We start from the raw sequence: 17,566 nt of genomic DNA on the forward strand, positions 1-17,566 counted from the left end.
CGACATGGAAGACACGGCAACGTTTGAACGAACGGACCCTGCGGCACCGCTCCGGCAGGTCGGAGCACTCATCCGCGGCGCCCGACAGGGCCGCAAACTCACCCAGGCCCAGCTGGCGGAACGCGTCGGCACGAGCCAGAGCGCGATCAACCGGATCGAGCAGGGTAGTCAGAACATCAGCATCGACCTCCTGAGCCGGATCAGCACCGCGCTCGAGAGCGAGATCGTCAGTTTCGGCGAACAGAAGAAGAACTCGCACCTCCGTGTCCAGGGAGGCCGACAGCTGCACGGGACGATCGCGGTGCGTTCGAGCAAGAACGCCTCGGTCGCGCTCCTGTGCGCCGCACTCATGAACCGCGGCCGCACCACGCTGCACGGCATCGCCCGGATCGTCGAGGTCGACCGCATCATCGACGTCCTGCGCAGCCTGGGCGTCTCGGTGGTCTGGTCGCCCGACGGCCAGGACGTCGAGATCCACGTCCCGGACGACCTCTCGCTCGAGAGCATCGACGAGGACGCCGGTCGCCGGACCCGCAGTGTGCTGATGTTCCTCGGTCCGCTGCTCGGCCGCTACGACACCTTCGCCCTCCCCTACGCCGGTGGTTGCGACCTCGGGACCCGCACCGTCGAACCGCACCTCATCGCGCTCCGGCCGTTCGGCCTGTCCATCGAGGCGACCGCCGGCTGGTACCAGGCCACCGTCGCCCCCGACGTGCCCGAGGAGCTGAGCGTCGTGCTCACCGAGCGGGGCGACACCGTGACCGAGAACGCCATCATGGCCGCCGCGGTGCGCGACGGCGTGACGATCATCCGCAACGCCAGCCCGAACTACATGGTGCAGGACCTGTGCTTCTACCTGGAGCTCCTCGGCATCACCATCGAGGGCATCGGGAGCACGACGCTCCGGATCACCGGCCGCAGCGTCATCAACGAGGACGTGGACTACTGGCCGAGTGAGGACCCGGTGGAGGCGATGAGTCTGCTCACCGCGGGGATCGTCACCGACTCGGAGATCACCGTCACTCGCGTGCCGATCGAGTTCATGGAGATCGAGCTCGCGACGCTCGGCGAGATGGGACTGCGCTACACCCGCTCCCCCGAGTACGCGGCGGCGAACGGTCGGACCCGACTCGTCGACGTCACCGTGCACCCCTCGAAGCTGCACGCCCCGATCGACAAGATCCACCCCATGCCGTTCCCAGGGCTGAACATCGACAACCTCCCGTTCTTCGCGGTCATCGCGGCCTGCGCCGAGGGCGACACGCTCATCCACGACTGGGTGTACGAGGGCAGGGCGATCCACCTCACCGACCTGACGCGGCTCGGCGCCAACGTCCGTCTGCGCGACCCGCACCGCATCGACGTCTCCGGGCCGACGCACTGGTCCGGCGCCGAGGTGAGCTGCCCTCCCGCGCTGCGACCGGCCGTCGTCATCCTGCTCGCCATGCTCGCCGCGAAGGGTACGAGCGTGCTCCGCAACGTCGACATCATCGCTCGCGGGTATGAGCAGCTGCAGGAGCGGCTCATCACTCTGGGTGCGTCGATCGAGACCTTCCGCGACTGAGTTCGTCCCGCCAGACGGACGCGGCCCCGCAGATCGTCGATCCGCGGGGCCGCTGTCGTCCGGTACGACCGGCTCAGTCCCGGATGCTCGCGCCGAAACGCTCGGCCGCCACTGCCGCGCCGGCGAGCTTCGCGTCGCTCGCCTCCGCCGCGGTGAGCGTGCGGTCCGGAGCCCGGAACCGCAGGGCGAAGGTCAGGCTCTTGCCGCCCTCGGGGACACCCGAGCCGCGGTAGTCGTCGACGAGGCGGATGTGCTCGAGCAGCGAACCGGCGCCGACGCGGACGGCGTCGAGGACCTCACCCGCTGCGACCGTCGCGGGGACGAGCAGCGAGAGGTCCTGCGTCGCCGCAGGCAGGGTGCCGATGCCGACGGCCTCGGGCAGTGCGTCGCCGAGCGCGATGATGCGATCCAGGTCGAGTTCCGCGACCGCCACGACGCGCGGCAGGTTCGCCTCCTCGGCGACGGCCGGGTGCACCTCCCCCGCATACCCCACCAGGACGTCGCCGACGTGCAAGGCCGCGGTCCGTCCGGGGTGCAGTGCCTGGTGGCTGCCCTGCGAGACGATGATGTCGACGCCGGTCGCCACCGCGACGGCCTGGACGGCCTCGAGCGCGTCGGCGATACCGGCCGCGACGGCGGGCTGGCCCGGCTGCTTCGGGACGGCGTTGCCGACCGCGAGGAAGCCGAGATGACGCGGCTGAGCCGGGACACCCGCCTCGAGCTCCTCGAGCTGCGCCTCGCTCGGACGGACCGCCGCCTGCGGGAGTTCGGCCTGGCCGAACGCACCGTGACGGGACGGACGGAACACCGCGCCGACCTCGAAGATCGAGAGGTCGGTCAGACCACGCGAGACGTTCCGGTGGGCCACCGCGAGGAGACCGGGCAGGATCGACGCGCGGAGGAAGGGGGCCTTCGCGTCGAGCGGGTTCGCGAGCTTCACGGCCGGGAACTCACCTGGTTGCGGTGCGCCGAACCGCGCGTTCTCCTCGGCGGAGACGAACGGGTAGGCCAACACCTCGGTGGCGCCGCCGTAGGCGAGCGCATCGGAGACCCCGCGGCGCAGCCGCTGCGAGCGGGAGAGCCCGCGTCCCGGAGGCGCGACGGGGAGCAGCGACGGGATGCGGTCGTAGCCGAGGATCCGCGCCACCTCCTCGGCGAGGTCCTCCTTGCCGGTGATGTCGTGGCGCCAGCTCGGTGGCGTCACGAGCAGGCCGCCGTCGGTCGTCTCGACGGCCGCGCCGATCTCAGCGAGCGCGGATCGCGTCTCGTCGGCTCCGAACGTGACGCCGATGAGGCCGTTGATGTAGTCGTCGGGGAGCAGGATCGGCTCGCGATCCGTCGCCGCGGTGACGGTGGAGCCGAGGTCGTCCGTCCGGCCACCCGCCAGGTCGACGAGCAGCTGCGCGACGCGACCGGCGGCCGCGACGGCGATCCGAGGATCGACACCACGCTCGAACCGCTTGGACGCCTCGCTCGGCAGCTTGTGACGACGCGCGCTCCGCGCGATGGACACCTGGTCGAAGTTCGCGGCCTCGATGAGGACGTTGCGCGTGTCATCGGTGATCTCGGTGTCGAGGCCACCCATCACGCCGGCGAGCCCGATCGGGCCCGAGTCGTCGGTGATCAGCAGATCCTCGTCGTGGAGCTTGCGCTCCTGGCCGTCGAGCGTGACGAAGGTCTCGCCGGACCGCGCGCGCCGGACGACGATGCCGCCCGTGAGCTTGTCGAGGTCGTACCCGTGGATCGGCTGCCCGAGCTCGAGCATGACGTAGTTCGTGATGTCCACGACGAGCGACAGCGAGCGGATGCCCGCGAGCTTCAACCGGGCCACCATCCACGGCGGGGTGGGCTTCGTCGGGTCGACGTCACGCACGACGCGCGTGACGAAGACGCTCGACCCGACGCGACCGCGGATCGGCGCTGCATCCTCGATCGTGACGGGGAAGCCGTCGAGTGGGCCGGTGAACGCCTCGGGGACGCTCCCGGCCGGGTCGCGGAAGGCCGCACCGGTCGCGTGGGAGTACTCGCGTGCGACCCCTCGGATCGAGAACGCGTAGCCGCGATCGGGCGTCACGTTGAGCTCGACTGCAGCGTCGTCCAGACCGAGCAGGCTGATCGCGTCGGTGCCGACAGGCGCCTCGACCCCGATCGTCGAGAGGCGCAGGATCCCGTCGTGGTCCTCACCGAGACCGAGCTCGCGAGCCGAGGCGATCATGCCGTCGGACACGTGGCCGTAGGTCTTGCGAGCGGCGATCGGGAACGGACCGGGCAGGACGGCGCCGGGCAGGGTGACGACCACCTGGTCGCCGACGAAGAAGTTGCCGGCGCCGCAGACGATGCCGCGCACGGCCCCCTCGGCGTCACCCTCGGCGACGCGGACCTGGCACCAGCGGATGGTCTTGCCGTTGGACTGCGGCTCCTCGACGAACTCGAGGACCTCGCCGACCACGATGGGACCCGTCAGCTCGAAGCGGTGGACGTCCTCCTCCTCGAGTCCGACGCGCACGAGCGCAGCGTGGACGTCTTCAGGGGTGGTCCCCGGGGCGAGTTCGACGAACTCCCCGAGCCAGCTCAATGGAACACGCACGACTACACCACCATCCCGAACTGCTGGGAGAAGCGGACGTCGCCCTCCACCATCTCTCGCATGTCCTGCACGCCGTCGCGCAGCATCAGACCGCGCTCGACACCCATCCCGAAGGCGAAGCCCGAGTAGACCTCGGGGTCGATACCGGCCGACCGGAGCACGTTCGGGTTGATCATGCCGCACCCACCCCACTCGATCCAACGCGGTCCGTCCTTGAAGGTCGGGTGCCAGAAGTCGAGCTCGGCGCTCGGCTCGGTGAAGGGGAAGTAGCTGGGACGCAGGCGGACCTTCGCGTCGTCGCCGAAGACGCTCTTCACGAAGTGGTCGAGCGTTCCGCGCAGGTGCGCCATCGTCAGGCCCTTGTCGACGGCGAGACCCTCGAACTGCATGAAGACGGGCGTGTGGGTCGCGTCGAGCTCGTCGGTGCGGTACACGCGCCCGGGGGCGAGCACGTACACGGGGAGCTCGCGCTCGAGCAGCGAGCGCACCTGGACCGGCGAGGTGTGCGTCCGCAGGACGAGGTGCGACTCCAGCGGCTCCACGAAGAAGGTGTCCTGCATCGCACGGGCCGGGTGGTCGGCGTCGAAGTTCAGGGCGTCGAAGTTGAACCACTCGCTCTCGACCTCGGGGCCCTCGGCGATCTCCCACCCCATGCCGACGAAGATGTCGGACACGCGGTCCTGGAGGAGCGTGAGCGGGTGCCGGGCACCGGGCACGCGACGCAGCGGAACGGCGGTGACGTCGATCGCCTCGGCGGCGAGGCGTGCCTCCGTCTCGGCGGCGACGATCTCGCCCTCGCGCTCGCTCAACGCCTTCGAGACGCGCCCGCGAGCCTGACCGACCAGCTTGCCGAGCGCGGCCTTCTGGTCGTTCGGCACGCTGCGGAGCGATCCGTTGAGGGCGGCGAGCGGTGACGCTTCGCCGGCGTGGGCTGATCGGACCGCTTTCAGGGCGGCCGAGTCGGTGGCTGCGGCGATCGCTTCGAGAGCGGCGTCGACCGCGGCGTTCACCGCTGGTTCGGAGATTGGGGATGCGTCGGACACGAGAGCCAAGTCTACCCAGGCGGTCGGCCCGCATGGGCGACCGTCCTCGTCCCGACGGCGACCGGTCGACCAGTCGCCGTCGGGACGACGTCAGATGCTCGCGCCGGACGACTGGTTCCCCGCCTGGATGCCGAGGATCTTCGTCGTCGTGTCCTCGGTCACGGCCTGTTCCTTCGGCGTCCGCGGCGACCGTCGGGTGCGCACCTCGACGATCTTCGCCACGCCCGACAGGATCAGGCAGAGCACGATGTAGATCGAACCCATCACGATGATCGAGGGGATGATCGGGCTGCCGTAGAGCGCCTGCGACCCGAACTGCTTCGCGAGGTAGAGGAGCTCCTGGTAGGTGATCAGGAAGCCGAGCGCGGTGTCCTTGAGCGCGACGACGAGCTGGGCGATGATCACCGGCAGCATCGCACGGATCGCCTGCGGGAACAGGATGAGGCGCAGGACCGCGGACTTGCGCAGGCCGATGGCGTAGGCGGCCTCGCCCTGTCCCTTCGGCAGCGACTCGATGCCCGCTCGGAAGATCTCGGAGAACACCGCGCCGTTGTACAGCGTCAGCGCGATGGCGACGGCGACGAACGGCGTCACGAAGGTGAAGCCGAGGGGCGGCAGCCCGTAGTACATGAGCATCATCAGGATGAGGACCGGGACCGCCCGGAAGAACTCGATGAAGATCGTGAAGGGGACGTTGATGACCTTGTGGTCGGACAGTCGGCCGATCGCCAGCACCAGCCCGAGGACGACGCTGCAGACGGCGGCGACCGCGAACGCGGACAGGGTCGCGCCCGTCGCCTGGAGGATCTGCTCCCAGACGCGCGGGAAGGTGAAGAGCTTCCACTTCGAGGCGGTGAACTGTCCGGTCTCGATGAAGCGGAAGACGACGAAGGCGAGGATGCCGGCGACGACGAGCACCGTCGCCGCACCGATCCAGCGATAGCGGACGATGGCCTTCGGGCCGGGGGTGTCGAACAGGACGGAGCTCATCGCGCGATCCTCCACTTCTTCTCGAAGGCCCGTTGGGCGAGGGACAGGAGCGACACGAGGGCCACGAAGATGAGGGCCACCCACAGCAGTCCGATGAGGAGCGGCTCGCCGCGCTCGGACAGGTTCGCGCGGATCGCGCCCGCTTCGGCGACGGAGAAGCCGGCGGCGACCGTCGTGTTCTTGAGCAGGGCGATCAGCACGCTGAACAGCGGTGGCAGGACGGCACGGAACGCCTGCGGCAGGATGACGAGCGTCATGGTCTGTCCGAACGGCAGCCCGATCGCGCGTGCGGCCTCGGCCTGCCCGATCGGCACCGTGTTGACGCCGGACCGCAGGACCTCCGCGACGTAGGTCGCGGTGTAGAGGCTCAGCCCGATGATCGCGAGCGTCGTGTAGCTCACTTCGGGGAGCCCGAGCTTCGGGTAGCCGAACGCGAAGAAGAAGAGGATGAGGGTCAGCGGGGTGTTGCGCACCGTGTTGACGTACACGGTGCCGAAGAGGCGCATCGCCGGGACCGGCGAGACCCGCATGGCACCGACGATGGTGCCGAGGACGAGCGCGAAGAACCCCGACACCACGAAGAGCAGCAGGGTGTTGCGGAAGCCCGTGACGAAGAGGTCGAGGTTGTCGAGCAGGACGTTCATGTCGCGCACGCCTTTCGGGAGGGGGACGCCCGTGGCGGGCGCCTGGGCGGAGTCGACGGGACAGCTCCCCCGGACGGCCGCTGGTCGGCGGCCGCCCGGGGCGCTGCTTAGTAGTCGTCGACCGCCGGCTGGGTCACCTTGGTGCCGGAGGCGCCGAGGGTGGCGTCATAGATCTTGGTCCAGGTGTCGCCGCCATCGGTGAACATCGTGTTGATGAAGTGGCGGAGGGCGTCGTCACCCTTCGGCAGACCGATGCCGTACAGCTCGGTGCTGAACGGCTCGCCCACGACCTTGAGCTCGTCGGGGAACTGTGCTGCATACCCGATCAGGATCGCCTGGTCGGTCGTGACCGCGTCGACCTTGCCGTCGTTCAGGGCCTCGACACACTGCGAGTAGGTGTCGAACTCCTCCGTCTTGGTGTCGGGGAAGTTGTCCTTGATGTTCTGGATGGGCGTGGAGCCCGTCGCCGAACACACGGTCTTGCCGGCGAGGTCGTCCTCGCCCTTGATGTCGTCGTTGTCCGCGGCGACGAGCAGGCCCTGGCCGGTCTCGAAGTACGGTCCGGCGAAGTCGATCTGCTCCTTGCGCTTGTCGGTGATCGAGTAGGTGCCGACGTAGTAGTCGATGTCTCCGTTCACGATGGCCGACTCGCGGTTGGCGCTCGGGATCGCCTTGAACTCGATCTTGTCGGCGTCGAAGCCGAGCGACGCGGCGATCCAGGTGGCCATCTCGACGTCGAAGCCGGAACGCTCGCCGGTGGCGGCGTCGAGGTAACCGAGACCGGGCTGGTCCTCTTTGACACCGATACGTACCTTGTCGGCCTTCACCATCGCGTCGTACGTGGGGCTGCCCTCGAGCTGGACGTCGGTGGCGACCTCGAAGAGTGCGCCGCCGTCGGACGCGCCGTCGGTCGATCCGGTGCCGGCGTCGCCGCCGCTGCACCCGCTGAGCGCGAGCGCTGCTGCAGCGACTCCCGCGGTGATGAACATGAGCCTCTTGCGCATGTTTTCCTTCCTTCCTTGGTGCCCGGGACGGGCCGATCGGTTGGTCAGTTCCGGGTCGCCGCGCGGGTCGCGCGATCCGGAGTCGGATGGGTCAGTGGGTGAGGAGCTTCGACAGGAAGTCCTTCGCCCGCTCGGACTGCGGGTTCGTGAAGAACGACTCGGGGTCGGTGTCCTCGAGGATCTCGCCATCGGCCATGAAGACGACACGATCGGCGGCCTTCCTGGCGAAGCCCATCTCGTGGGTGACGACGATCATGGTCATGCCCTCACCGGCGAGCTGCACCATGACGTCGAGGACCTCGTTGATCATCTCGGGGTCGAGGGCCGAGGTCGGTTCGTCGAACAGCATGACCTTCGGCTTCATCGCGAGGGCGCGGGCGATCGCCACGCGCTGCTGCTGCCCGCCGGACAACTGTGCCGGCAGCTTGTCGGCCTGCACGCCGATGCCGACGCGCTCGAGCAGCACCTTCGCCGCATCGTCGGCGTCGCGCTTCTTCTGCTTGCGCACCTTGATCGGGCCGAGGGTGACGTTCTCGCGGATCGTCTTGTGCGCGAACAGGTTGAACGACTGGAACACCATGCCGACGTCGGCGCGCAGCTCGGCGAGCTGCTTGCCCTCCTCCGGCAGCTTCTTGCCGTCGATCCGGATCTCCCCTGAGCTGATCGTCTCGAGCCGGTTGATCGTCCGGCAGAGGGTCGACTTGCCGGACCCGGACGGTCCGATCACGACGACGACCTCGCCCTTGTTGACGGTGAGGTTGATGTCCTTCAGGGCGTGGAACTCGCCGTAGTGCTTCTCGACGTTCTCCATGACGACGAGGGGCTCGCCGCGCCCTGCCTGGATCGGGTTGCTCGTGGTCTCGTATGCGCCGGCGGCACCATGCGAGGCTGCTGCATCGGGTTCCGTCGGGCCGGAGTTCGGGGACACTGTTGGCTCCATGTAACCCAAACTAGGTGACCCTGTGTTTCGTGCGCATGACGGAAGCGCTACGGTTACCGTTTCGTAACCTCGACGGCCGTCGCCTCAGACGCTCAGGCGTGCTGCGCGAACGCGCTCTCGAAGACGCACACCGACGCCGCGGTGGCCAGGTTCATGCTCTCGGCACGGCCGTAGATCGGTACCGTAACCGCACGGTCGACGAGCTCCAGGTGCTCGTCGGTGAGTCCCCTGGCCTCGTTGCCGAACACCCATGCCGTCGGCCGCGCGAGCACGCCTTCCGACCGGGCCACGAGGAGGTCCTCGCCCTTGATGTCGGCCGCGAGCGTCTGCAGTCCCGCCGCACGGGCCCGTTCCAGCACGGCGGGCAGCTCGACACCGACCGCGACGGGCAGGTGGAAGAGCGAGCCGGTCGTGGAGCGCACGACCTTCGGGTTGTAGAGGTCCACGGTCCGTCCGCTCAGGACGACGGCGTCCGCTCCGGCGGCGTCGGCGGCTCGGATGATCGTCCCGAGGTTGCCCGGATCCCGGACCTCCTCCAGGATGACGACCAGCTGCGGCTCCCCGGCGAAGATGTCCTTGATGGAGGTCGGGAACTGCTGCGCGACCGCGATGAACCCCTGCGGGGTGACGGTGTCGGCCATCGACTCGAGCACCTGCTCGGTGACGAACTCGACCTCGAGTCCCGCATCGGTGGCCGCGGCCCCGATGTCGGTGTAGCGCTCGAGGGCCGTCGGCGTCGCGTACAGCTCGAGGATCAGGTCGGGCCGGAACTGCAGGGCCTCCGACACCGCCTGTGGTCCTTCGAGGAGGAACAGGCCGGTCTCCTGTCTCGCCGGACGCTTGGCGAGTTTGGCGACGGAACGGACGCGCGGTGACCGCGGATTGTCAAGCACGCACCCATCCTATGGGTCGCACTCCGGACAGACGAAACGGCCCGATCCCTGGTGGGATCGGGCCGTTCGAACACGTCGTCCGGTCGGACGCAGGGCTTCCGACTAGGCGGAGACCTTGGGCGCCGAGGTGTCGGCGGGCAGCGCGGCCTTGGCCGACGCGACGAGGGCCGCGAAGGTGGCGGGCTCGTGCACCGCGAGGTCCGCGAGGATACGGCGGTCGACCTCGATCCCGGCGAGGCCGAGACCCTGGATGAAGCGGTTGTACGTCATGCCGTTGGCACGCGAAGCCGCGTTGATGCGCTGGATCCAGAGGCGACGGAAGTCACCCTTGCGCGCACGACGGTCGCGGTACGAGTAGACGAGGGAGTGAGTGACCTGCTCCTTGGCCTTGCGGTACAGACGCGAACGCTGACCGCGGTAACCGGCGGCGCGCTCGAGGATGACGCGACGCTTCTTGTGAGCGTTGACCGCCCTTTTGACTCTTGCCATGTTCCTAGTTCCTTACGGGTAAACGGTCTAGCGACCGAGCAGCTTCTTCATGACCTTGGCGTCGGCGGGCGCCAGCACCTGGTCCTGGTTCAGGCGACGGGTGCGACGGCTGGACTTGCTCTCCAGGTTGTGTCGCATACCGGCCTGCTGCTTCATCAGCTTGCCGCTGCCGGTGACCTTGAATCGCTTCTTGGCCCCGGAGTGGGTCTTCTGCTTCGGCATGGGATTCCTCGTTTCTTATCGGTTCTCGTCGGTGGATGACTCCACCGGAGCAGCCTCGTCGGCTTCGTCGGCTTCAGCCGGACGTGCCTTGGATGCCGCACGTTGTGCGTTGGCTTCGGCTTTCGCCTCGGACTTGTTCTTGAGTGGACCGACGACCATCACCATGTTGCGACCGTCGACCATGGGGGTGGACTCGACGGTGCCCCACTCGGACACGTCCTCGGCGAACTTCTGGAGCAGGCGGACGCCCTGCTCTGGGCGGGACTGCTCGCGGCCGCGGAACTGGATCATGGCTTTCACCTTGTCACCGGCCTTGAGGAAGCCCTCGGCGCGCTTGCGCTTGGTCTCGTAGTCGTGCTGGTCGATCTTGAGGCGGAACCGGACCTCTTTGAGGATCGTGTTCGCCTGGTTGCGCCGGGCCTCTTTGGCCTTCTGCGCAGCCTCGTACTTGAACTTGCCGTAGTCCATGATCTTCGCGACGGGCGGCTTGGAGTTGGGTGCGACCTCGACGAGGTCGAGATCCGCTTCCTGCGCGAGGCGAAGGGCGACCTCGATTTTGACGACGCCGACCTGTTCTCCGCCGGGACCGACGAGTCGGACCTCCGGGACGCGGATACGGTCATTGGTACGGGGATCGCTGATGCGGAGCTCCTCTGACTGGGTGGGATGCCACGCGACCAGGTCCGATACCTGCGACGCGACGAAATCGGTTCACCACACACCCGTACCCTCCGTCGGTGTTCAGAACACCTGTCGGAAGGCACCACGCCCTGCCACCCGAAGCGGTGAAGCGACAGGCGGAGCGTGACAACCCGGTAACCTTGTGAAGCGGTCGAGCGCGGGTGGGAGAATCTCCTCTTTCGTACCGAGACATGTCTCGGAGCACCGCACGAGTCTAACAGAGGATCCACGTGAACAACACCACCAGCCCGTACGACCACGACGACGAGTCGGGAGGGGCCGATCAGGCCACCCGGGACATCGCCGACGTCCCCGCCGTCGAGGTCATCACCACCGCCGCCGTGCACCTCATGAGCGCTGCAGCGGTCAAGTGCGGCCTTGCGGACGCCCCCGACGCCCAGACGGACCTCGACGAGGCCCGCAAGCTCATCAACGCCCTCGCCGGGCTCATCACCGCGGGAGCCCCGGAGATCAGCGACATGCACGCCCGCTCGCTGCGCGACGGCCTGCGATCCCTGCAGCTCGCCTTCCGTGAGGCGTCCACCATCCAGGATCCCATCGGCAAGGGTCCCGGCGAGAAGTGGACCGGCCCGGTCACCTGATAGCAGCGCGGCGCTCCCCCTGGCCGATCAGTCGGCGGGGCGGAGCGACACCGCGAGCGAGTCGACGCTCGTCGCGATGACCTCGTCCGCAGCCCAGCGCTGAGCGAGCCGCGCCAGCACCGCGTCGAGCTCCTGCTGGGTCAGCCCCTGCAGCAGGCCGAGCTCGACCACGAGCTCGGACCCGGCGAGCTTCGCCTCCGGGTCTCCGGCTCGCAGGCGCACACTCACGACGGCGAGCTCCTGCTCGATCGACCGCTCGAACGCGTCGCGCACCAGCGCGTCCGCGAAGCTGGGCGTCCACGGCTGCGACTGCGCGATCGCCCACAGCGCGGGGCGGCGTACGGCGAACTCGGTGCTCGACGTCGGATCGAGGACCACGACGTCCGTCTGCTCGCTCGCGGCCGCCAGGGCGACCCGAACGCCGTCGGCAGGGATCGGCCTCGCCGTCCGGTTCCACGCGGACATCGCCTGCACCGAGCTGAAGACCGGGAGCACGGTGCGGCCGTCCGGACCCGTCACGGTCACGATGGAGAGCTCCTGCGACTTGTCGACCAGCTGACCCTGCTCGTTCTCGCCGGCCTCACCGAGGTGGGCCACGAGCGGGATGAGCAGGCGGGAGTCCCGGAACGCGTCGACGACCTCGACCTCGCCGACCTCGCCGGCCCGGAAGCGTCGCAGGGACTCGATCAGCCGCTCGGGCGCACTGCCGTCGTCACCGGAACTCGCGTTCGGCTGGAAGCTCCGACCCGCCCAGGGCTGGCCGGCCGAGTCGGCACCACCTGCCGCCGGGTGGGCATGCCCGCCTGAGGGACCGTGCCGGTCGGGCGCGGAGGATCCGTCAGCGGCCCGAGACATCCAGCGCCTCGGCCAGGGTGAACGCGCCGTTGTAGAGCGCCTTCCCGATGATGGCGCCCTCGAGCCCCAGGGGGACCAACTCGCGCAGCGCGACCAGGTCGTCGAGGCTCGAGATGCCGCCGGAGGCCACCACCGGCCGCTCCGTGCGCTCGAGCACCTGTCGGAGCAGGTCGATGTTCGGCCCCTGCATCGTGCCGTCCTTCGTGACGTCCGTCACGACGTAGCGTGCACAGCCCGCCTCCTCGAGGCGGTCGAGGACCGTCCACAGGTCGCCGGCGTCCTGCGTCCAGCCACGAGCGGCGAGCGTCGTGCCACGGACGTCGAGGCCGACCGCGATCGCCTCGCCGTACTGGGCGATGACGCTCGCGGCCCACTCGGGGTTCTCGAGCGCCGCGGTCCCGAGGTTGACGCGCGCGACGCCCGTCTCGAGCGCCTGCTCGAGGGAGGCGTCGTCGCGGATGCCGCCCGACAGCTCGATGTTGACGCCGCGCGCCTTCGAGATGACCTTGCGGATGATCGACCGGTTGTCGCCACGACCGAACGCGGCGTCGAGGTCGACGAGGTGGATCCACTCCGCTCCCTGACGGGCCCAGTCCAGGGCTGCGTCGACGGGCTCACCGTAGTTCGTCTCCGAACCGGCCTCGCCGCGCGTCAACCGGACGGCCTTGCCGTCCACGATGTCGATCGCGGGGAGCAGCGTCAGTCCGGCCGTCGTGTTGAACTCGTTCATGATCCACCGTCTCTTCGGGAGCTGCGAGCCCCTCGGTTCCCGGCGCACAGCATGCCTCGCGGCACAAGCACCTGATCCTAGTCGGCTACAGGGTGCCGAGCCAGTTGGACAGCAGGCGGATACCGGCGTCGCCGGACTTCTCCGGGTGGAACTGCGTCGCCGACAGCGGACCGTTCTCGACGGCTGCGAGGAACGGCACGCCGTGGGTCGCCCAGGTGAGGCGCGGCTCGGGGAACGGCGGCATGACCTCGAGGGTCCACTGCTGTGCGGCATAGGAGTGGACGAAGTAGAAGCGCTCGTCGGCGAGGCCGTCGAAGAGCACGGACCCCGCGTCCGGCGACACCGTGTTCCAGCCCATGTGCGGCAGGACGGGCGCTTCGAGTTCCGTGACCGCACCGGGCCACTCCCCGAGGCCGTCGGCCTCGGACCCGCGCTCCACGCCACGCTCGAACATGACCTGCATGCCCACGCAGATGCCGAGGACCGGACGCCCTCCCGCGAGACGGCGGTCGATGACCTCGTCGCCGTGGGAGGAACGGAGTGCGCCGATCACCGCGTCGAAGGCACCGACCCCTGGCACGACGAGACCGTCGGCGGCCTGGGCCGCCTGACGGTCGCCCGTCAGCACGACGTCTGCGCCGGCGAGCTCGAGGGCCTTGACGGCGGAGTGCACGTTGCCGGAGCCGTAGTCGAGGACGACCACCGACGGGCGTGCACTCACAACGCGCCCTTCGTCGACGGGATGCCCTGGACCAGCGGGTCGAACGCCTTCGCCTGCCGGAAGGCCCGCGCGAACGCCTTGAACTCCGCTTCGGCGATGTGGTGCGGATCGCGTCCGCCGAGGACGTTCACGTGCACGGTGAGGCCCGCGTTGAAGGTGATCGCCTCGAAGACGTGACGCACCATCGAACCCGTGAAGTGCCCACCGATCAGGTGGAACTCGAATCCGGCCGGTTCCCCGCCGTGCACGAGGTACGGACGACCGGAGATGTCGACGACGGCCTGCACGAGGGCCTCGTCGAGCGGGACCAGTGCGTCGCCGTACCGGGAGATGCCGGTCTTGTCGCCGAGAGCCTGACGGATCGCCTGGCCCAGGACGATCCCGACGTCCTCGACCGTGTGGTGGACGTCGATGTCGACATCGCCCGTCGCCCGGACGGTCAGGTCGGTCAGCGAGTGCTTGGCGAAGGCCGTGAGCAGGTGGTCGTAGAACGGGACGGAGGTCTCGATGCTGCTCGTGCCGGTGCCGTCGAGGTCCAGTTCCAGCTCGATGCTGGATTCGCTCGTCGCGCGCTGGATCCGGGCCGTGCGCTGCTGGGTGGTCATGGGATCCAGTGTATCGAGCGCACCGAAGCTGTACGCCGTGTGTCGACGGGCGTGGATCGTCGCGTCATCCGGCTGCACCGGGCTCTGCCGACGCCTATCGTTGAGAGGTCATGACTTCCACACCCAGCATCGCCCCGGCCGTCCCACTCGACCAGGCGGAGATCGCCGCTCTCCGTGAACGGTTCCCGATCCTCGCCCGGGAGATGAACGGACACCCGCTCGTCTATCTGGACTCCGGAGCCACTTCGCAACGCCCGATCGAGGTCATCGACGCGGAGCAGGACTACGCGACGCACCGGAACGCCGCCGTCCACCGTGGCGCCCACCTCCTGGCCGCCGAGGCGACGGAGCTCTTCGAGGATGCTCGCGCCACGGTCGCCGCGTTCATCGGTGCCGACGAGCGGGAACTCGTCTGGACCTCCGGCGCGACCGCGGCCCTCAACCTCATCGCCGGGGCCATCGGGAACGCGAGCGCCGGTCTCGGCGGTGCTGCCGCCGAGCGGTTCCGACTCGGTCCAGGCGACGAGATCGTCGTCACGGAACTCGAACACCACGCGAACCTCATCCCCTGGCAGCAACTCGCCGCGCGCACCGGTGCGACCCTTCGTCACCTCCCGGTCGACGACCACGGCGTGCTGCGCTTGGACGCCGTGGACGACATCATCGGCGAACGCACGCGAATCATCGCCTTCGCGCACGTGTCCAACGTCACCGGGGCGATCGCGCCGGTCTCCGAGCTCGTCGCCCTCGCCGAGCGCGTCGGCGCGCTGACCGTGCTCGACGCCTGCCAGTCCGTGCCGCACCTGCCCGTCGACGTCGCGTCCCTCGGCGTCGACTTCCTCGTGTTCTCCGGTCACAAGATGCTCGGTCCCAACGGGATCGGTGCGCTCTGGGGTCGCCGTCAGCTGCTCGACGCCCTTCCGCCCTTCCTCACCGGCGGGTCGATGATCACGACCGTCACGCTCGAGGGCGCGGAGTTCCTTCCCGCGCCGCAGCGGTTCGAGGCGGGGACCCAGCCGGTGTCGCAGGCGATCGCCCTCGCGAGCGCCGTGCGGTTCCTGCAAGCGGTCGGCATGGACCGTGTCCACGCCACCGAGGCGGCCTACGGACAGCGTCTCGCGGCCGGACTCGCCGCCACCCCCGGCGCCACGCTCGTCGGCCCGCCGCCCGGGACACCTCGCGCCGGGCTGGCGAGCTTCGACCTCGCCGGTGTGCACGCTCACGACGTCGGTCAGTTCTTCGACGATCGCGGCATCGCGGTCCGCGTCGGTCACCACTGCGCACAACCACTCCACCGCCGATTGGGGCTCACCGCGTCCACCCGCGCCAGCAGCTACCTCTACACGACGGAGGCCGAGATCGACGCCTTCCTCGAGGCGGCCACCCTCGTCGGTCCGTTCTTCGGGGTGTCCCGGTGAGCGGCTTGGAGAGCCTCTACCAGGAGCTCATCCTCGACCACGCCCGCCAGCGCCACGGCTTCGGCTTGCGGGAGGCGCCCGCCGCCGAGTCGCATCAGCTCAACCCCACCTGCGGCGACGAGGTCACCCTGCAGCTCCATCCCGGGCCCGACGGTCGTCTCGCACCGATCGCCTGGGAGGGGCACGGCTGCTCGATCTCGCAGGCGTCGAGCTCCTGCCTGAGCGACCTCGCGGCAGGCCTCACCCCGGCCGAGCTCGAGGCTCTGATCGACGAGTTCCGCACGGTGATCCGATCGCGGGGCACGCTCGAGTTCGACGAGGAACGGTTCGGAGACGCCGCGGCGTTCAGTGGCGTCTCGCGCTACATCGCGCGTGTCAAGTGCGCCATGCTCCCATGGGTCGCGGCCGAGGAGGCCATCTCCCGCCTGCCGTGAGCGGCGCGCCACCTCCGCCCGCCGATGGCCTGGTCAGGCGGGGCTGATCGCCGCCAGGGCTTCGAGGAACGCGGTCGTCTCCGCTTCGGTGCCCGCGGTGACCCGGAGGTGGTTCGGGATGCCGACGTCGCGGATGAGGATCCCCCGCGCGAAGAGCGCCTCGAACGCCGCGTGCGGATCGGCGACGCCGCCGAACAGGACGAAGTTGGATCCGCTCCGCTTCGGGTCGTAGCCGAGACGCGCGAGCTCGACGACGAGACGATCGCGCTGGGTCCGGATGTCGTCGACCATCGCCAGCATCTCGTCGGCGTGCCGCAGTGCGGCGGTCGCGGCCGCCTGCGTCAGGGCGCTCAGGTGATACGGGAGCCGGACGAGTCTCAGCGCGTCGACGACCGCGGGGTCGGCGGCGAGGTACCCGAGGCGGACCCCGGCGAAGGCGAAGGCCTTGCTCATCGTCCTGGAGACGATCAGGCGCGGACGCCCCTCCAGCAGGGTGAGCGCGCTCGCCTCGTCGTCGGGTGCGAACTCCGCGTACGCTTCGTCGACGATCACCATGCCCCGCGACGCCTCGTACACCGCGGTGACGGTCTCGAGCGACAACGGTGTCCCGGTGGGGTTGTTCGGCGAGCAGAGGAACACGAGGTCGGGATCCGCCTCGGCCACCTGACGCGCGGCGGTCTCGGGCGAGAGCTCGAACTCGGCGTCACGCGTCGCGGGGATCCACCTGGTGCCGACGCCGGCGGCCAGGAGCGGATACATCGAGTACGTCGGCGTGAACCCGAGGAGCGATCGCCCGGGACCGCCGAAGGCCTGCAGGATGTGCTGCAGCACTTCGTTCGAGCCGTTCCCCGCCCAGATCTGCTCCGGGGTCACCCCGTGGCCCAGGTATCCCGCCAGCGCCTCCCGGAGTTCCGTGAACTCGCGATCGGGGTACCGGTTCACCGTGAGGACCGCCGACGCGAGCGAGGCGACGATGTCGTGCGCGACCGCTTCGGGGATGGGGTGCGTGTTCTCGTTGACGTTGAGCGCCACCGGCACCAGGGCCTGGGGAGCGCCGTACGGGCGCTGTCCTCGGAGGTCGTCGCGGATGGGGAGGTCGTCGAGAGCGGTCACCCCACAATGCTAGCCACTCCGACCGGCGCGC

The 17,566-nt window shown here is 69.1% G+C and carries 19 protein-coding genes; 4 read left to right on the forward strand and 15 right to left on the reverse strand.

The genetic code is table 11. The features are described 5' to 3' along the window. Positions 1 to 4 precede the first annotated feature (4 nt). A complete protein-coding gene (locus BIU99_RS16745; RefSeq protein ID WP_064294418.1) occupies positions 5 to 1,564 on the forward strand; it encodes a UDP-N-acetylglucosamine 1-carboxyvinyltransferase in 1,560 nt (519 codons plus the stop codon). 73 nt (positions 1,565 to 1,637) lie between these two features. On the opposite strand, the gene pheT is transcribed toward BIU99_RS16745, so the two are convergent. From pheT to infC, 10 genes are all read right to left on the reverse strand, one after another. Beyond that, on the reverse strand, positions 1,638 to 4,151 hold the full coding sequence (gene pheT, locus BIU99_RS16750) for a phenylalanine--tRNA ligase subunit beta (RefSeq protein WP_071262292.1): 2,514 nt from the start codon (positions 4,149 to 4,151) through the stop codon (positions 1,638 to 1,640). A gap of 2 nt (positions 4,152 to 4,153) precedes the next feature. Beyond that, complete coding sequence (gene pheS / locus BIU99_RS16755; protein ID WP_064294511.1) at positions 4,154 to 5,194, reverse strand: phenylalanine--tRNA ligase subunit alpha; 1,041 nt, start codon at positions 5,192 to 5,194, stop codon at positions 4,154 to 4,156. Positions 5,195 to 5,284: 90 nt separating this feature from the next. Next, the gene (locus BIU99_RS16760) at positions 5,285 to 6,184 is read right to left on the reverse strand and encodes an amino acid ABC transporter permease (RefSeq protein WP_071262378.1); all 900 of its coding nucleotides are present in this window, start codon (positions 6,182 to 6,184) and stop codon (positions 5,285 to 5,287) included. Then, positions 6,181 to 6,828 (reverse strand): amino acid ABC transporter permease, encoded by a 648-nt coding sequence (locus BIU99_RS16765; RefSeq protein ID WP_056013357.1) that lies wholly within the window; start codon positions 6,826 to 6,828, stop codon positions 6,181 to 6,183. The genes BIU99_RS16760 and BIU99_RS16765 overlap by 4 nt, the downstream gene beginning before the upstream one ends. Positions 6,829 to 6,935: 107 nt before the next feature. After that, positions 6,936 to 7,832, reverse strand: coding sequence for a glutamate ABC transporter substrate-binding protein (locus BIU99_RS16770; RefSeq protein WP_064294420.1), 897 nt, complete (start codon positions 7,830 to 7,832; stop codon positions 6,936 to 6,938). Positions 7,833 to 7,923: 91 nt separating this feature from the next. After that, entirely contained in the window at positions 7,924 to 8,643 is a 720-nt protein-coding gene (locus BIU99_RS16775; RefSeq protein ID WP_064294513.1) for an amino acid ABC transporter ATP-binding protein, read from the reverse strand. A gap of 221 nt (positions 8,644 to 8,864) precedes the next feature. Next, complete coding sequence (locus BIU99_RS16780) at positions 8,865 to 9,665, reverse strand: RNA methyltransferase (protein WP_071262293.1); 801 nt, start codon at positions 9,663 to 9,665, stop codon at positions 8,865 to 8,867. A 102-nt stretch (positions 9,666 to 9,767) separates the two neighbouring features. After that, on the reverse strand, positions 9,768 to 10,154 hold the full coding sequence (rplT, locus tag BIU99_RS16785; RefSeq protein ID WP_064294422.1) for a 50S ribosomal protein L20: 387 nt from the start codon (positions 10,152 to 10,154) through the stop codon (positions 9,768 to 9,770). A gap of 27 nt (positions 10,155 to 10,181) precedes the next feature. After that, complete coding sequence (gene rpmI, locus BIU99_RS16790; protein WP_056012069.1) at positions 10,182 to 10,376, reverse strand: 50S ribosomal protein L35; 195 nt, start codon at positions 10,374 to 10,376, stop codon at positions 10,182 to 10,184. A 15-nt stretch (positions 10,377 to 10,391) separates the two neighbouring features. Next, the gene (gene infC, locus BIU99_RS16795; RefSeq protein ID WP_194719021.1) at positions 10,392 to 11,057 is read right to left on the reverse strand and encodes a translation initiation factor IF-3; all 666 of its coding nucleotides are present in this window, start codon (positions 11,055 to 11,057) and stop codon (positions 10,392 to 10,394) included. Between the two features lie 230 nt (positions 11,058 to 11,287). Here infC and BIU99_RS16800 point away from each other — a divergent pair, with 230 nt between their 5' ends. Beyond that, the gene (locus BIU99_RS16800; protein WP_056012072.1) at positions 11,288 to 11,659 is read left to right on the forward strand and encodes a DUF1844 domain-containing protein; all 372 of its coding nucleotides are present in this window, start codon (positions 11,288 to 11,290) and stop codon (positions 11,657 to 11,659) included. Between the two features lie 27 nt (positions 11,660 to 11,686). Here the strand turns inward: BIU99_RS16800 and BIU99_RS16805 are convergent, their stop codons facing one another. The 4 genes from BIU99_RS16805 to hisB form a co-directional block, all read right to left on the reverse strand. Then, positions 11,687 to 12,514, reverse strand: a complete 828-nt coding sequence (locus BIU99_RS16805) for an SseB family protein (protein ID WP_071262294.1) — start codon at positions 12,512 to 12,514, stop codon at positions 11,687 to 11,689. After that, positions 12,498 to 13,244, reverse strand: coding sequence for a bifunctional 1-(5-phosphoribosyl)-5-((5-phosphoribosylamino)methylideneamino)imidazole-4-carboxamide isomerase/phosphoribosylanthranilate isomerase PriA (gene priA / locus BIU99_RS16810; protein WP_064294425.1), 747 nt, complete (start codon positions 13,242 to 13,244; stop codon positions 12,498 to 12,500). Before priA ends, BIU99_RS16805 begins: the two co-directional genes overlap by 17 nt. 85 nt (positions 13,245 to 13,329) lie before the next feature. Continuing rightward, a complete protein-coding gene (hisH, locus tag BIU99_RS16815) occupies positions 13,330 to 13,965 on the reverse strand; it encodes an imidazole glycerol phosphate synthase subunit HisH (protein WP_071262295.1) in 636 nt (211 codons plus the stop codon). Continuing rightward, a complete protein-coding gene (gene hisB, locus BIU99_RS16820) occupies positions 13,962 to 14,570 on the reverse strand; it encodes an imidazoleglycerol-phosphate dehydratase HisB (RefSeq protein WP_071262379.1) in 609 nt (202 codons plus the stop codon). Before hisB ends, hisH begins: the two co-directional genes overlap by 4 nt. 110 nt (positions 14,571 to 14,680) lie before the next feature. On the opposite strand from hisB, the gene BIU99_RS16825 reads away from it, so the two are divergent. Both BIU99_RS16825 and sufU read left to right on the forward strand, forming a co-directional pair. Next, complete coding sequence (locus BIU99_RS16825; protein ID WP_071262296.1) at positions 14,681 to 15,988, forward strand: SufS family cysteine desulfurase; 1,308 nt, start codon at positions 14,681 to 14,683, stop codon at positions 15,986 to 15,988. Further along, a complete protein-coding gene (sufU, locus tag BIU99_RS16830; protein ID WP_064294429.1) occupies positions 15,985 to 16,422 on the forward strand; it encodes a Fe-S cluster assembly sulfur transfer protein SufU in 438 nt (145 codons plus the stop codon). Before BIU99_RS16825 ends, sufU begins: the two co-directional genes overlap by 4 nt. 33 nt (positions 16,423 to 16,455) lie before the next feature. Here sufU and BIU99_RS16835 read toward each other — a convergent pair whose 3' ends face one another. Continuing rightward, complete coding sequence (locus BIU99_RS16835; RefSeq protein WP_071262297.1) at positions 16,456 to 17,535, reverse strand: histidinol-phosphate transaminase; 1,080 nt, start codon at positions 17,533 to 17,535, stop codon at positions 16,456 to 16,458. Positions 17,536 to 17,566: the final 31 nt, after the last annotated feature.

Origin of the sequence: Plantibacter sp. MMLR14_011 (genome assembly GCF_001865025.1) — a bacterium.
Classification (GTDB): Bacteria; Actinomycetota; Actinomycetes; order Actinomycetales; family Microbacteriaceae; genus Plantibacter; species Plantibacter flavus_A.

Excerpts from the sequence above, each read along its gene's own strand:
- BIU99_RS16745 (WP_064294418.1), top strand. The coding sequence starts at position 5 with ATGGAAGACACGGCAACGTTTGAACGAACGGACCCTGCGGCACCGCTC.
- BIU99_RS16760 (WP_071262378.1), bottom strand. The coding sequence starts at position 6,184 with ATGAGCTCCGTCCTGTTCGACACCCCCGGCCCGAAGGCCATCGTCCGC.
- BIU99_RS16765 (WP_056013357.1), bottom strand. The coding sequence starts at position 6,828 with ATGAACGTCCTGCTCGACAACCTCGACCTCTTCGTCACGGGCTTCCGC.
- BIU99_RS16770 (WP_064294420.1), bottom strand. The coding sequence starts at position 7,832 with ATGCGCAAGAGGCTCATGTTCATCACCGCGGGAGTCGCTGCAGCAGCG.
- BIU99_RS16775 (WP_064294513.1), bottom strand. The coding sequence starts at position 8,643 with ATGGAGAACGTCGAGAAGCACTACGGCGAGTTCCACGCCCTGAAGGAC.
- rplT (WP_064294422.1), bottom strand. The coding sequence starts at position 10,154 with ATGGCAAGAGTCAAAAGGGCGGTCAACGCTCACAAGAAGCGTCGCGTC.
- rpmI (WP_056012069.1), bottom strand. The coding sequence starts at position 10,376 with ATGCCGAAGCAGAAGACCCACTCCGGGGCCAAGAAGCGATTCAAGGTC.
- BIU99_RS16805 (WP_071262294.1), bottom strand. The coding sequence starts at position 12,514 with ATGTCTCGGGCCGCTGACGGATCCTCCGCGCCCGACCGGCACGGTCCC.
- priA (WP_064294425.1), bottom strand. The coding sequence starts at position 13,244 with ATGAACGAGTTCAACACGACGGCCGGACTGACGCTGCTCCCCGCGATC.
- hisB (WP_071262379.1), bottom strand. The coding sequence starts at position 14,570 with ATGACCACCCAGCAGCGCACGGCCCGGATCCAGCGCGCGACGAGCGAA.
- BIU99_RS16825 (WP_071262296.1), top strand. The coding sequence starts at position 14,681 with ATGACTTCCACACCCAGCATCGCCCCGGCCGTCCCACTCGACCAGGCG.